This window comes from Streptomyces lothianensis, assembly GCF_047779955.1.
Taxonomy (GTDB): Bacteria; Actinomycetota; Actinomycetes; order Streptomycetales; family Streptomycetaceae; genus Streptomyces.
Genome location: NZ_JBLMKT010000028.1, coordinates 151558 through 165268 on the forward strand (window position 1 = coordinate 151558; position 13711 = coordinate 165268).

The 13711-nt window shown below is 70.9% G+C and carries 12 protein-coding genes; 3 read left to right on the plus strand and 9 right to left on the minus strand.

Features of this window, described 5'->3' with window-relative positions; translation table 11 throughout:
• Positions 1-48: 48 nt before the first annotated feature.
• The 5 genes from ACLF6P_RS08680 to ACLF6P_RS08700 all read right to left on the minus strand — a co-directional run bounded on the left by ACLF6P_RS08680 (position 49) and on the right by ACLF6P_RS08700 (position 6170).
• The gene (locus ACLF6P_RS08680; protein WP_415949275.1) at positions 49-1791 is read right to left on the minus strand and encodes a DUF4153 domain-containing protein; all 1743 of its coding nucleotides are present in this window, start codon (positions 1789-1791) and stop codon (positions 49-51) included.
• A gap of 307 nt (positions 1792-2098) precedes the next feature.
• The gene (locus ACLF6P_RS08685; protein WP_415949276.1) at positions 2099-3028 is read right to left on the minus strand and encodes an ADP-ribosylglycohydrolase family protein; all 930 of its coding nucleotides are present in this window, start codon (positions 3026-3028) and stop codon (positions 2099-2101) included.
• Between the two features lie 12 nt (positions 3029-3040).
• Entirely contained in the window at positions 3041-3712 is a 672-nt protein-coding gene (locus tag ACLF6P_RS08690; RefSeq protein WP_415949277.1) for a histidine phosphatase family protein, read from the minus strand.
• A 66-nt stretch (positions 3713-3778) separates the two neighbouring features.
• Positions 3779-4873, minus strand: coding sequence for a C45 family autoproteolytic acyltransferase/hydolase (locus ACLF6P_RS08695; protein ID WP_415949278.1), 1095 nt, complete (start codon positions 4871-4873; stop codon positions 3779-3781).
• 232 nt (positions 4874-5105) lie between these two features.
• The gene (locus ACLF6P_RS08700) at positions 5106-6170 is read right to left on the minus strand and encodes an amidohydrolase (RefSeq protein WP_415949279.1); all 1065 of its coding nucleotides are present in this window, start codon (positions 6168-6170) and stop codon (positions 5106-5108) included.
• Between ACLF6P_RS08700 and ACLF6P_RS08705 the strand changes: the two genes are divergently transcribed.
• Entirely contained in the window at positions 6090-6365 is a 276-nt protein-coding gene (locus ACLF6P_RS08705; RefSeq protein ID WP_415949353.1) for a hypothetical protein, read from the plus strand. The genes ACLF6P_RS08700 and ACLF6P_RS08705 overlap by 81 nt on opposite strands.
• 48 nt (positions 6366-6413) lie before the next feature.
• Here ACLF6P_RS08705 and ACLF6P_RS08710 read toward each other — a convergent pair whose 3' ends face one another.
• The gene (locus ACLF6P_RS08710) at positions 6414-7019 is read right to left on the minus strand and encodes a YdbC family protein (protein WP_415949280.1); all 606 of its coding nucleotides are present in this window, start codon (positions 7017-7019) and stop codon (positions 6414-6416) included.
• 107 nt (positions 7020-7126) lie between these two features.
• Here ACLF6P_RS08710 and ACLF6P_RS08715 point away from each other — a divergent pair, with 107 nt between their 5' ends.
• Positions 7127-7654 carry a TerD family protein gene (locus ACLF6P_RS08715; RefSeq protein WP_415949281.1) on the plus strand — a complete coding sequence of 176 codons (528 nt, stop codon included), beginning with the start codon at positions 7127-7129 and terminating at the stop codon, positions 7652-7654.
• Between the two features lie 104 nt (positions 7655-7758).
• Here ACLF6P_RS08715 and ACLF6P_RS08720 read toward each other — a convergent pair whose 3' ends face one another.
• From ACLF6P_RS08720 to nrdR, 3 genes are all read right to left on the minus strand, one after another.
• Positions 7759-8628, minus strand: a complete 870-nt coding sequence (locus ACLF6P_RS08720; RefSeq protein WP_415949282.1) for an alpha/beta fold hydrolase — start codon at positions 8626-8628, stop codon at positions 7759-7761.
• A 149-nt stretch (positions 8629-8777) separates the two neighbouring features.
• Complete coding sequence (locus ACLF6P_RS08725) at positions 8778-11663, minus strand: vitamin B12-dependent ribonucleotide reductase (RefSeq protein ID WP_415949283.1); 2886 nt, start codon at positions 11661-11663, stop codon at positions 8778-8780.
• A gap of 178 nt (positions 11664-11841) precedes the next feature.
• The gene (gene nrdR, locus ACLF6P_RS08730) at positions 11842-12435 is read right to left on the minus strand and encodes a transcriptional regulator NrdR (protein WP_415949284.1); all 594 of its coding nucleotides are present in this window, start codon (positions 12433-12435) and stop codon (positions 11842-11844) included.
• A 455-nt stretch (positions 12436-12890) separates the two neighbouring features.
• Here nrdR and lexA point away from each other — a divergent pair, with 455 nt between their 5' ends.
• A complete protein-coding gene (gene lexA, locus ACLF6P_RS08735; protein WP_415949285.1) occupies positions 12891-13676 on the plus strand; it encodes a transcriptional repressor LexA in 786 nt (261 codons plus the stop codon).
• Positions 13677-13711 lie beyond the last annotated feature (35 nt).

Genomic DNA, 13711 nt, shown 5'->3' on the forward strand with positions numbered 1-13711 from the left:
CCCTTCGCACACAGGACGCCCCCAACCGTGCCACCGGCCCCCGTCGGCTCAGTGGTCCCGGTCCGAGAGGTCCGAGCCGATCACGTCGAGGTCGTAGCAGTTCACGCCCCCGACGAGCGGCCGCTCCTCGATGAGCGTCCTCGCCTTCCACTGCCCGTAACTCGTGGCGTACCAGGACGTCTCGTCCTCGGCCAGCGCATCGGCCAGCCTCCGCAGCGCGCAACTGCGCACGGGTTCCGGCAACCTGTCCAGAGCGGGTACCGCATCGGCGGAGAGCTCGGAGAGGTAGTCGACGTCGAGCTTGCCGGTGTCCTCGTAGCGCTGGACGTTCTGCCCGGCGACCACCGCGTCCGGCGAGACGAGGCCGAAGACGAGGACACCGCCCGCGGCGCTCGCCGCGACGGCGCGCGGCAGCCACCGCATGCCCCATACGCCCGCCGCCATGATGAGCACGATCACCAGACCGAGCCACAGCTCCATGGCGGTGACGGAGATCCTGAGCCGTGTGAGGCCGTACGCGTCGACGTACATCTGCATCCGGCGCAGCGCGGAGGCGACGACGATCAGGGTCAGCGCGCACAGGGTGCCGAGCACGGCACGCACCAGCGTGCGGTCGCGCCGGTCTTCGCGCGGTGCCCAGCGCAGTGCGACCGCGATCACCAGGAGGGTGAGCAGGGTGGCGAAGAGGAGCTGCCAGAAGCCCTGGCGGGCGTATTCGGCGTATGTGAGTCCGTCCTTGAGGGCGGCCTTGTAGCCGCCGAACAGGACGGTCAGCTGGATGGTGTTGAAAACGGCGAAGAGCAGGTTGAGCACGACCAGGGGCAGCGCCCATTCGGCCCGGCCGCGGGCCCGTCCGGGCTTCACGGCCATCCGGTCCCAGCGCAGCGGGGCCGCGGCGGTGTAGGCGGCCGCGAGGGCGCCGAGCAGGCCGAGCAGGAAGAACAGGATCCGCAGCGGACCGTCGGAGACATCCGAATCCGGCAGGAGGCCGGAGAGCAGACCGGCGAACGTCGAGTCGGCGGCCGCGAACAGACCGCCGAAGACGAACAGCAGCACGATCGCCACGGCGACCGCCCGCACGATCGGGGCGATCGAGCCGCGAGCTCCCCCGGTCCGCTCCCGCAGTCCGCGCCAGGCCCAGACGGCACCGGGCACCACCGCGCCGACCAGGCCGAACGGGTTGAGCAGCACGCCCGGCCAGCGTCGCGCGCCGTGCAGGGCGAGGGAGCCGAGGCCGAAGGCCGTGGCCACGGCGAGGAACGACGGCCAGCCCGCGTCCCGCAGCGCCGGCACGGCGAGCAGCGCGAGGCCGCCGGCCGCCCAGGCCAGCGTCCAGGGCCGGGCGCGGCGGCCTGCGGCCCGGGCGGCGAAGTACGCGGCCAGCGCCGTCGGGATGGCAATGATCAGCAGGTTCACACCCACGCCGTCGCCGAGCAGCAGTGCGCTGAGGAGACCGGCGGCCAGGGCGGCGCCGAGGGTCTCGGTGCGGACCGGGGCCGGGTTCTTGGCCGCGATGCCGTCGAAGGGCGAGGGGTGGTTCGCCGGGACCCCGGCCCAGGGGCCGGAATGCCGGGCACCCGCCTGGGCCGGGACCGTGCCGGTGGCGGCCACCGCCCTGGACGGAGTGCCGTCCTGCGGTCTTGGGGAGGCGGCTGCCACGGCCGGTGGCTGCTCGACGGACGGGGCGGCGGGCTCGGTACGGGCCGCCTCGGGCTCCGGCGCGGGCGGTTCCGGTGTGGGCGGTGTGGGCGGTGTGGCTGGCGTGGACGGCGTGGACGGCGTATCGGACACAGGACCCCTCCCGACCGGCCTGGGCCTGGTGGCTGGCCCCGGGCCGGCATTGCGTCGGCACCCGCCCGCAGAGCATCACGAGCTCATGGATCGGCCGAAGCGGCGAAGATCATCGGGTGGTGTGGGCCGTCAGAGTAGCCCCGCCGCCGCACAAGGGGCGCAGCCTTGAGGCATACACCTCACGTCTGTGGCAGGACCGTGACAGTGGGATTGCGGAACGCGGCCTCCGGTCAACTCACAGTGGGCGTCCGGCAGTCGGACGACCACCGCTGACCGGTCGCACTCGGCCCCGTACTGCCGCCCGGTCTCAGCCCTCTGTCGGCAGCCAATCGGGCCATGCCTCCGTCTGCGCCGCCCACTCGCGCGGCGCCGCGCCCGCCTCCGCCGCCGCGACGACCCCGCCCGCGATCGCGCAGGTGGTGTCCACATCGCCGCCGGCCTGCGCGGTCGTCCAGAACATCGCCTCGAAGTCGCCGAGTCCGCGCGCCGCCGACCACAGCGCGAACGGCACCGTGTCATGGGCGGAGGTGCGCCGCCCGCACCCCAGTACGGCGGCGACCGTGCCGGCATCGCCGTAGTCCAGCATGTCCCGGGCCCTGCGCAGCCCGGCGCCGACGGCGCTGCGCGGCACCAGGCCGATCACTCCGTCCAGCAGCTCACGGCCGCCCATCGGCTCCTTCGCCCCGGCCACGAGCGCGGCGGCCGCGGCCACCGCCATCGCTCCGACGACCGCTTCGCGGTGCTGGTGCGTGGTGTACGCGGAGATCTCGGCCTGGTGAGTTGCCTGCTCGGGATCGTCGGCGTACCAGGCGCCGAGCGGCGCGATCCGCATCGCCGCGCCGTTGCCCCAGGAGCCCTGGCCGTTGAACAGCCCGGCCGCGAGCCCGCGCCAGTCGCCGCCTTCGCGGATCAGGCGCAGCATCCGGTTGACGGCGGGCCCGTAGCCGCGGTCGAAGTCGTGGTGCCGGGCGAAGGACTGCGCAAGCGCGTCCTGGTCGATGCGGTGGTGGGCGGCGAGCACGGCCACGACGGAGCAGGCCATCTCGGTGTCGTCGGTCCACGGCCAGGGCCCGTCGGGGACCTGGCGGCGCCCGAGCAGCGGATAGTTCTCGGGCACGAAGTACTGCGAACCGAGGGCGTCCCCCACGGTGAGTCCGCGCAGGCTCGCGAGCGCGCGGGTGAGTCGGGGGTCGGTGGATGCTGCGGCAGATGCGGAAGAGGAAGATTCAGCGGTCATCGCGCGCTCACTCTAACGAATCCCCCTGTCGGTTCCGCCATATGTTTCCGGCTCGCGCCACCGCACGAACGGCCGGTCCAGGCCGTAGCGCCCGTCCGCGCCGAGCACCAGGATCCGCATCTCGGCATTGCCGGGATTGCACAGCGCCTCGAACTCCGCCACCGACCAGTGGAACCAGCGCATGCAGAACAGCCGCATGGTCAGCCCGTGCGTCACGAGCAGCACGTTCGGCGGATGCTCCGGATCCTCGAAGCTGCGGTACAGGCTCTCCAGGAAGGCCCCCACCCGGTCGTACACATCCGCCCCGGACTCGCCCTGCGCGAAGCGGTAGAAGAAGTGCCCGTACGCATCGCGGTAGGCCTTCTGCAGTCTGACGTCGTCCCTGTCCTGCCAGTTCCCCCAGTCCTGCTCGCGCAGCCGCGGCTCCTCGCGCACCCGGACGCGACCGGCATCGAGCCCGAAGGCCTCGAAGGTCTCCAGCGTCCTGCGGTACGGAGAGACATAGACGCTGACGCGCTCCTCACCGAACAGCTCGCGCAGCCGTTCCCCCGTCTCCTCGGCCTGCTGCCACCCCCGTTCCGTCAACATCAGCGCATGGTCGGGCTCGCGCTCGTACACGGTGTCATCGGCATTGCCCTCCGATTCCCCGTGCCGTACGAGAACGATGCGCCGAGGTCGTGCCATGTCGGAAACCTTAGGCCTCCGCACCGACAATCGCGCGGCAGCGAGGGCGGGTGCATGGCTCGGAGTTCACAGCGCGGCGGTCAGGACCCTCGGGCTCTTGGTGGCCGCGTCGGCGGGTGTCCCGTCGAGGATCCGGGCGGTGCGGCTCGCCGGGTCCAGGGTGACGGTGGCGAGGCTCGCCCACCGTTGGCCCAGGGGCTGCGAGGGATCGGGCAGACAGGTGACGGGCGGCTCCCCCTCACCGGTGACCAGGAGGGCGGCCAAGTCCTCGGCGCCGGCGGGCGGTTGCGCGGCCCGGTCGAGACGGTCGGCAAGGAACGTGCGGCGCTCGCCCGAGTCGGGCTGGTACAGCCAGGATTTCTCCTCGGCGGTGAGCGCGGGTGTGAGGAAGTGGTTGGTGCGCAGCAGCATGCCGCGCACGTCGGGCGTGATCTCGTGCACGCCGGCCGGGCTGATGTCGAGGAGCACCGCATCGCCCGCTGCGTCGAAGAGCGCGAAGGATCCGGAGGAGGCGAGCGCGGCGGACCGGACGAGCTCCACCGCCTCGGCGACACTGCCCGCCTCGGACAGCACGACGGCAGCGAGCACGTGCATCGGTACGCCGCCGATGCCGTCGCGGACATGCCCGAGGATGTTGAAGTGCAGCGCGAGCCCCGCGCTGTTGAGGCCGATCTTGCCGAGGATGCCGTGCTCGGTGAGGCCCACGACGGTGTGGCGCGCGCCCCGGGACTCCAGGGTGTGCCAGTACTCGGACAGCTCCACGTGCCAGTCCCAGGTCTGCGCGCCGAAGGCGCCGTCCGCGGCGCGGCGGACGAGTGTCGAGCACTCCCCCGGTGGCACGGCGGTGGAACGGGCGAGGATCTCGGTGCGCGCGTTGAGCGCACCGATCTGCCACTCCTCGACCCCCGCGCCCCGCGCGATGCCCTCGATCTCCTCACGCGCCGCGGCCCGGAAGCCACCGACCGCGTCCAGGGCTCGTTCGGCGGCCTGGCGGACGGCGGGCCCGGTGATGCCGCCGAGTGCGAACAGCCGCTCGTAGACCTCGAGCGCGGCGGGAATACCGGCCCGCAGCAGCTCCCCGCGGGCCACCCCGCGTGCCTGCGGGTCGGTCTTGCTGAGGGCGAGGTGAAGGCGGTCGGCGGGGCGCGGTATGACGGGCATCGGGGGTTCCTCGGGCGGTGGGGCGGGTGGTTTCGGGGGGACCGGGGGCTACGGGACGGTAGGGGCTACGTCAAGGCAGTGAGGACCAGGTCGGCGGGGGCGGCGGGGAGGGCGGATCCGTAGGCCGTACGAAGGTGCGTACGGGATCCGTCACGGCACCCTCGTACGCCGTACGCCATACGCCATACGCCAGGACCGTTTGCCGCACGGCCCGGGCGGCCCCGGGCGGGCGTCAACGCGCCATCGCCGGACGGGCGTACGCCTGCACGCTGCCACCGACGACGGTGGCGAGCACGGGGTTGCCGGCCTGGGCGCCGGGGTCGAGGCCGAGCGGGTTGGCGGCGAACACCGTGAGGTCGGCGAGGTAGCCGGGGGCGATCCGGCCGAGCTCGTGCTCCCTGCCGCCCGCCCGCGCCGCCGCCCACGTCATGCCGCGGTACGCAGCGCGGGCGTCGAGCGCCTGCGCGGGCTGGACGGGCTCGGTGTGCGGTTCCTCGACCGGGCGCCGCAGCTGGCAGTCGGCCAGTCCGGTGCGCGGGTCGCCGGGCCCGATCGGCCAGTCCGAGCCGAGCGCCACGACCGCACCGGCGTCCAGGAGGTCGCGGGTGCGCCAGCCACGCGCCGCCCGGTCCGGGCCGATGCGGCGCGACCAGGTGTCCGTGCCGTCGGCGCGCGTGAACCGTGTGCCGTGCGCGGGTTGCAGCCCCGCCACGACCCCGAGCCGCGCGAACCGTGCGAGCACGTCGTCCCCCGCGGCCTCCACGTGTTCGATGCGGTGCGGGGCGCGCCCGGCTGGGCCCACCTCCTCCAGTACGTCGAGGGCGTGCCGTACCGCCTGGTCCCCGATCGCGTGCGTGGCGGTGGGGATGCCGCGCTCGGTGAAGAAGAGTACGGCGGCGCGGTAGGCGTCCAGGTCGCGCCAGAGCGGCTCGCGGTTCTCGCCATGGGTGTCGGGGCGGTCGAACCAGGCGGTGCCGTTGTCGGCGGTTCCGTCGAGCATGAACTTGGCGCCCTCCACGTACCAGCGGCGCCCCTTGAGCTGCTGCTGATCGGCGATCCGCTGCCACACGTCGGGCGTGGAGTCGGCGGGAACGAGTGGGGAGCAGCGGACCCGCAGGGGCAGCTCGCCCTGCGCCTCGATGAAGCGGTAGACGCCCTCGGAGGGTTCACCGAAGTCGAGGAACCCCTGCGCCGGGCCGTGGACCGCGAGGAGACCGTGACCCGGACCGCAATGGTCGAGCTCATCGAGCGGGGAGGCTTCGCGACCCCCGCGGGGTCGCTGCGGGCCGCGCTGCACATCCTCATCGCCGTCGACGGCGTGGGGGCGTACGCCAATACCGACGCGCGGGACAGCAATACCGACGCGCGGGAGGGCGCCGGGTCCGAAGAGATCATGGACCTCGGCGACCTGGTCATCGAGACGGCCGAGACCCACCTCGGGCTGGCCCCCGGGACCGTACGGGAGCGTGCCCGCGCGCACGGGGTGGAATGAGGCAGCGGGCGAACGAGGTGCGGTGAAGCTCCCCGGCCGGTCAGCACATCAGACGGTCCACTGCGGCAGCAGCCGGACGATGTCCCCGTCCAGCCCGATCAGGTCCTTGCGGGTCTGCGCCCGCAGCGAGAGCCGCTCGACCCGCTCCTCGCGGTACTTACCGTGCTCCGCCTCGGACTGCCACATCGAGAGGATCAGGAACTCGCTGCCCGGAGCCTCGGAGAAGATCCCCCGCACCATGCCGGGCGAACCGGCCATCGCCGGATTCCACACCTTCTGCTGCATCAGCGCGAAATGCTCGACATGCTCCTCGTGCACCCGGCAGTGCGCGACGCGCACCAGATCCGCGTCGGTGAACTTCGGCTCGAAGCCCGTCTTCACATCGAAGCGGTAGTCGAACAGCTTGACCTGCATATCCGCGTACGTGCCGGCCTGGGCCGAGGCGAGCCGGTCATGGGAGCGGGCCATGAACGAGTCGTAGAACGCCCGGCTCTCCCAGAACGCGAAGACATGCACGACATCGGCCCGGCGCGTACTCCATCCCCCGCCCTGACCCCGAAACCCCGGCTCCCCCAGAAGCCCCGCCCACCTCCGCTGTCCCTGCTCGAACCCCCTGCGGTCCGTCACGGCACAGCGCATCCACTTGACCAGCACCGCGCCATACTACGGCCCGAAGCGGCCTCCCAACTGTGCTCACCGACGGGCGAGTTGTCAGATCGACGACGTAGCGTGTCCCCAGGAGCACGTTCACGGGAGAGCACATGAGCAGTTTCAGCAAGGGACTCACGAAGGTGGAGGCAGGGCTGAGGTGGGACCCTGCGCCAACCGGCAGCCCGCAGCACGACCTCGATCTGATGGCCGCGGTGTACGAGACATCGGATCCGCACGGCACGCCCGCCTACCTGGTCCACTTCGGCAGCCGCTCCCCGGACGGCACGATCACGCTGAACCGCGACAGCAAGACCGGCCAGGGCCTCGGATACGACGAGGTGATGACCCTGGAGCTCGACCGGCTCAGCGAGAACTACGGACGGGTGCTGCTCGGCGTGGCGATACAACAGACGTACGGCACCGTGACCTTCGGCGACACGGTCAACGCCTCGGCAAGGCTGCGGGCCTCCCATACGGACCTGGTCCACTTCGACTTCACGGCCGTCCCGCAGTGCACGGCCGCCGTGCTCGCCGAGTTCACGCGCGACGGCACGCGTACCTGGCAACTGCGGCAGCTGTTCCAGGGCTTCGAGCTGGAACCCGCGGAGTTCGCGCTGGCGATGGGGGCGGTCGACTGAACCGACGGAGGCGACGGAGGCGACGGCCGGTCGAGCCGGCCGCCGCGGCCGGACAGCGGCAGACGCGGCGGCCGGACAGGGGCCGACCCGCCGACGGCTGAGCGTCATGCCGCGCCGTCGAGCACCTCCCGCAGCCGTTGCGCGAACTCGTCCGGCTTCCCTGCGTATCCGAACTCCCCGTCGAGGAAGCCGCCGTGATGGCTCGGGAAGACGCTCACCCGCTGCCCCAGCAGTTCGGCGGTCGCGACGGAGGTGCGTCCGGTCTGCACGTGCGCGGACTCCTCGCCGACGGCGATCACCACACGCGTGGGAGCGGAGGCGAGCGCCCCGGCGTCCGGCCGGTAGCTGCTGACCGCCCAGCAGCGGTCGGAGAGCAGTGGATCGTCACGGGAGCCGTCGTCGTCCACGGGCAGTCCGAACGCGGCCGGATCGGGCGCGGGCCGGGCGAAGTACGCCTCGGTGAACTCGCCTTCCCACGAGGTCATGGCGATGAACACGGCCATCCCCGCACCCCAGCCGCCCTTCTCGTACGCCGCGAGCACACCGGCCCGCGCCCGCTCGGCCGCCGCGCCGTCCGGCGTGAGCGTGATGAGCGGCGGTTCGTGCGCCACCAGGGTGGTCACGTCCGCGGGATACTGCGCCACGAGCGCGAGCGCGGTGACCGCGCCGCCGCTGCTGGCGAACATCTCGACCGGGCCGACCCCGAGCGCCTCGATGACGGCATGCACATCATCGGCCTGGATCTGCGGCGCCTGGTCGACCCGCCCGTCCTTCCGCGTGCTGCGCCCGAGCCCGCGGGGGTCGTACGTGACGACGGTCCGTTCCGGAAAGCGCGCGGCCAGTGCGCGGAACCCGGAGGCGTCCATCGGCTGCCCGATCATGAGCAGCGGCGGCCGCCCGTCGGCGGCGGGCAGCGCCCCGCGCACGTCGTACACGAGGTCCGCGCCTGCCGTCCGGAGCGTGTGCGTCTTCATCTCGGTTTCCATACAGGTGTGGACCGGCCCCGCCGCGAAAACTCATCGCCCCCGGAAGCCGGGGCGCGCGGAACAACCCCACCGGCCCGGAAACAGCGAAGAGGGAGCCGGCCACCAGGGCCGGCTCCCTCACTCACCTACAGGTCACATCAGCTGCAGCCGCTCGTGGAGCCGCAGCCCTCGCAGATGTAGCAGGAGCCCGCGCGCTGCATCTTCGTGCCGCAGGAGAAGCACAGCGGGGCGTCGGCCTGGATTCCCAGCTGCATTTCGACCAGCTCGGCGCTGGTGTGCGCCTGCTTCGGCTCCGCGGTCTGCGACGGCGGGGCGGACTCGACGGTCTGCGGCTCCTGGGCGCGCGGCGCCGACTGGGCCAGGGCCTCCACGTCCACCTCGTCGTCGGCGGGCTCGTACGAACCCGTCTCCAGGTGGCGCTGACGCTCCTCGGCGGAGTGGATGCCGAGCGCGGAGCGCGTCTCGAAGGGCAGGAAGTCGAGCGCCAGGCGGCGGAAGATGTAGTCGACGATCGACTGCGCCATCCGCACGTCCGGGTCGTCCGTCATACCGGCCGGCTCGAAGCGCATGTTGGTGAACTTCGAGACGTACGTCTCCAGCGGGACGCCGTACTGCAGGCCGACCGAGACGGCGATCGAGAAGGCGTCCATCATGCCCGCGAGGGTCGAGCCCTGCTTGGACATCTTCAGGAAGACCTCGCCGAGACCGTCGTCCGGGTAGGAGTTGGCGGTCATGTAGCCCTCGGCGCCGCCGACCGTGAAGGAGGTGGTGATGCCGGGACGGCCCTTCGGGAGGCGCTTGCGGACCGGGCGGTACTCGACGACCTTCTCGACGGCCTCGCGGATCGTCGCCTCGGACTTGGCGGTGACCTCCTCCTTCTCCTCTTCCTTCTTCTTGGCGGAGAGGGGCTGGCCGACCTTGCAGTTGTCGCGGTAGATCGCGAGTGCCTTGACGCCCAGCTTCCAGGCCTCGTAGTAGACCTCTTCGACGTCCTCGACGGTCGCCGACTCGGGCAGGTTGACCGTCTTGGACAGGGCGCCGGAGATCCACGGCTGGATCGCGGCCATCATGCGTACGTGACCCATCGCGGAGATGGAGCGCTCGCCCATGGCGCAGTCGAAGACCTCGTAGTGCTCGGTCTTCAGGCCCGGGGCGTCGACGACATTGCCGTGCTCGGCGATGTGGGCGACGATCGCCTCGACCTGCTCCTCCTGGTAGCCCAGGCGGCGCAGGGCCTGCGGCACGGTGCCGTTGACGATCTGCATCGAGCCGCCGCCGACCAGCTTCTTGAACTTGACCAGGGCGAGGTCGGGCTCGAGACCGGTGGTGTCGCAGGACATCGCCAGACCGATGGTGCCGGTCGGGGCGATCACCGAGGCCTGCGCGTTGCGGAATCCGTTCTTCTCGCCCAGGCGGATCACGTCCTGCCAGGCCTCCGTGGCGGCGGCCCAGACCGGGGTGTCGAGGTCGTCCATGCGGACGGCTTCGGCGTTGGCGTCGGCGTGCTGCTTCATCACGCGCTTGTGCGGCGTGGCGTTCTTCGCGTAGCCGTCGTACGGGCCCACGACCGCGGCGAGCTCGGCGGAGCGCTTGTAGGAGGTACCGGTCATCAGCGAGGTGATGGCGCCGGCGAGCGCACGGCCGCCGTCGCTGTCGTAGGCATGGCCGGTGGCCATCAGCAGGGCGCCGAGGTTGGCGTAGCCGATGCCGAGCTGGCGGAAGGCGCGGGTGTTCTCACCGATCTTCTGCGTCGGGAAGTCCGCGAAGCAGATGGAGATGTCCATCGCGGTGATGACCAGCTCGACGACCTTCGCGAAGCGCTCGGACTCGAAGGACTGGTTGCCCAGGCCGTCGTCCTTGAGGAACTTCATCAGGTTGAGCGAGGCGAGGTTGCAGCTGGTGTTGTCCAGGTGCATGTACTCGGAGCAGGGGTTCGAGCCGTTGATCCGGCCGGACTCCGGGCAGGTGTGCCAGGCGTTGATCGTGTCGTCGTACTGGATGCCCGGGTCGGCGCAGGCCCAGGCGGCCTCGGCCATCTTGCGGAAGAGCGACTTGGCGTCGACCTCCTCGATGACCTCGCCCGTCATGCGGGAGGTGAGTCCGAACTTGCCGCCCTGCTCGACCGCCTTCATGAACGCGTCGTTCACGCGGACCGAGTTGTTGGCGTTCTGGTACTGGACGGACGTGATGTCGTCGCCGCCCAGGTCCATGTCGAAGCCCGCGTCGCGCAGGGCGCGGATCTTCTCCTCCTCCTTCACCTTGGTGTCGATGAAGGACTCGACGTCCGGGTGGTCGACGTCGAGGATGACCATCTTGGCAGCGCGTCGGGTGGCACCGCCGGACTTGATGGTTCCGGCGGAGGCGTCGGCGCCGCGCATGAAGGAGACCGGGCCGGAGGCGTTGCCGCCCGAGCTGAGGAGCTCCTTGGAGGAACGGATACGGGAGAGGTTGAGGCCGGCGCCGGAACCCCCCTTGAAGATCATGCCCTCTTCCTTGTACCAGTCGAGGATCGACTCCATGGAGTCGTCGACGGACAGGATGAAGCAGGCGGAGACCTGCTGCGGCTGCGGCGTGCCGACGTTGAACCACACCGGGGAGTTGAAGCTGAAGATCTGGTGCAGGAGGGCGTATGCCAGCTCGTGCTCGAAGATCTCGGCATCGGCGGGCGAGGCGAAGTACTTGTAGTCCTCACCGGCCTTGCGGTAGGTCTTCACGATCCGGTCGATCAGCTGCTTGAGGCCGGTCTCGCGCTGCGGGGTGCCGACAGCACCGCGGAAGTACTTGCTGGTGACGATGTTGACCGCGTTCACCGACCAGAAGTCGGGGAACTCGACGCCACGCTGCTCGAAGTTGACCGAGCCGTCGCGCCAGTTGGTCATGACGACGTCACGGCGCTCCCACTGGACCTCGTCGTACGGGTGCACGCCGGGGGTGGTGTGAATGCGCTCGATACGCAGACCCTTGCTGGCCTTGGATCCCTTGGCGCGGGAACCTCGTGCCGGGCCGCTCGTCGTCTCGGTCATGCCGCCTCCCTATATCGGGCTAAAACGCCCTAAAATGCCCCGCTCTTCCCGAGGCTTGGTGTGTGTCTGGTGCCGCGAGGGCAGCTCTGCCGCCCGCAACAGGTCTTGTGGCCGCCGATCGGCCGCCGGCCCGGCCCGCGAACAGCCCCTCGTGAGGGCTGGCGCTCCGGCCCGCCGGTCAGTCGGCGGCGGTGGCGGGCACGGGGACCGCGGCCCCCGAAGCTCCCGCCCCCTCCGCTTCGGGCGCACGCCCGGCAGCGGCTTCGTTCTCGGTCTCGGACCCGGGCTCCGCTCCGGGCTCGGGCCGAGCTCCGGGCTCGGCAGCGTCCTGCGTGTGCCGCAGTTCCGTGATGGCGGCCTCGAAGTCCTCGAGCGAGTCGAAGGCCCGGTAGACGGACGCGAAGCGAAGGAATGCGACGAGGTCGAGCTCCTGCAGCGGGCCGAGTATGGCCAGACCCACGTCATGAGTGGTCAGCTCGGCACTGCCGGTGGCGCGCACCGCCTCCTCGACCCGCTGGCCGAGCTGGGCGAGAGCATCCTCGGTGACGGGCCGCCCCTGGCAGGCCTTGCGCACGCCGTTGATGACCTTGGTGCGACTGAAGGGCTCGGTCACCCCGCTGCGCTTGACCACCATCAGCGAGCAGGTCTCGACGGTGGTGAACCGGCGGGTGCAGTCCGGGCACTGCCGACGCCTGCGGATCGAGGTGCCGTCGTCGGTCGTACGGGAGTCGACGACCCGGCTGTCGGGGTGTCTGCAGAAGGGACAGTGCATGGCTCCCAACCCTCCTTCACAGCACGACTGAATGGCCTCACCGCGAGGCTCGGTTCTTCACCGCCGCCCCGCTCGAAGCGACCCCCAGCATAGGCGATCCGTGAGGCTCGCAGGACCAGGGACCACAACTTCTGGGTGGCTGCGCCAATCCAACCACTAGATCTGGGGTTTGGGCGCATCTTCGACAGCATCGCGTGTCGTTCGGAGTGTCGCCCGCACAGGGCCCGGCGGGAGGCCTTGACGAGGGTACGCGAAGGGGCGGGGGACCCCGCACGGAGGGATGGCAGACTGTGAGCCCTGACGGGCCCCAGAACCTGTTCGAGCCTCGCCAGTACACCCGGACACATGATCACGTCAGGCAATACAGAGTTTTTCACTCGAACGTGTGTTTGGCGCAACCTTTCGAAAGCAACTACCGTTGTCCGACTAGGGAGACCATCTCGGAAGGGGCCGCCGTGACCACCACCGCAGACAGTGCCAGCATCACCGCCCAGGACCGCTCCCAGGGCCGGCTCGAGGCGGTGCACGCCATGAACGAATCAGCCATGCCACCGGAGGGCCAGAAGCCGGCACGCTCGCTGCCCGGCCGACCTCCCGGGATCAGGGCGGACAGCTCGGGACTCACGGATCGCCAGCGCCGGGTGATCGAAGTGATCAGGGACTCGGTGCAGCGGCGCGGTTACCCGCCGTCGATGCGCGAGATCGGCCAGGCCGTGGGCCTGTCCAGCACATCCTCCGTGGCCCACCAGCTGATGGCCCTGGAGCGCAAGGGTTTCCTGCGCCGCGACCCGCACCGCCCGCGGGCGTACGAGGTGCGCGGTGCCGACCAGGGCAGCAGCCAGCCCACGGACACCACGGGCAAGCCCGCCGCGTCCTATGTGCCGCTCGTCGGCCGGATCGCGGCCGGTGGCCCGATCCTCGCCGAGGAGTCGGTCGAGGACGTCTTCCCGCTGCCGCGCCAGCTTGTCGGTGACGGTGAGCTCTTCGTGCTGAAGGTCGTCGGTGACTCAATGGTCGAGGCCGCCATCTGCGATGGCGACTGGGTCACGGTCCGCCGTCAGCCCGTCGCGGAGAACGGGGACATCGTCGCCGCCATGCTCGACGGCGAGGCCACGGTCAAGCGCTTCAAGCGCGAGGACGGTCATGTCTGGCTGCTCCCGCACAATGCGGCGTACCAGCCGATCCCCGGCGATGACGCCACGATCCTGGGCAAGGTCGTGGCGGTCCTCCGTCGCGTCTGACCCGCGACGGGCAGCTCCGCCCGGCCGCCCCTGAC

Coding starts and splice junctions, on each gene's coding strand:
- ACLF6P_RS08685 (WP_415949276.1), bottom strand. CDS start 3,028: ATGACCGCTGAATCTTCCTCTTCCGCATCTGCCGCAGCATCCACCGAC.
- ACLF6P_RS08690 (WP_415949277.1), bottom strand. CDS start 3,712: ATGGCACGACCTCGGCGCATCGTTCTCGTACGGCACGGGGAATCGGAG.
- ACLF6P_RS08695 (WP_415949278.1), bottom strand. CDS start 4,873: ATGCCCGTCATACCGCGCCCCGCCGACCGCCTTCACCTCGCCCTCAGC.
- ACLF6P_RS08715 (WP_415949281.1), top strand. CDS start 7,127: ATGAGCAGTTTCAGCAAGGGACTCACGAAGGTGGAGGCAGGGCTGAGG.
- ACLF6P_RS08720 (WP_415949282.1), bottom strand. CDS start 8,628: ATGAAGACGCACACGCTCCGGACGGCAGGCGCGGACCTCGTGTACGAC.
- ACLF6P_RS08725 (WP_415949283.1), bottom strand. CDS start 11,663: ATGACCGAGACGACGAGCGGCCCGGCACGAGGTTCCCGCGCCAAGGGA.
- nrdR (WP_415949284.1), bottom strand. CDS start 12,435: ATGCACTGTCCCTTCTGCAGACACCCCGACAGCCGGGTCGTCGACTCC.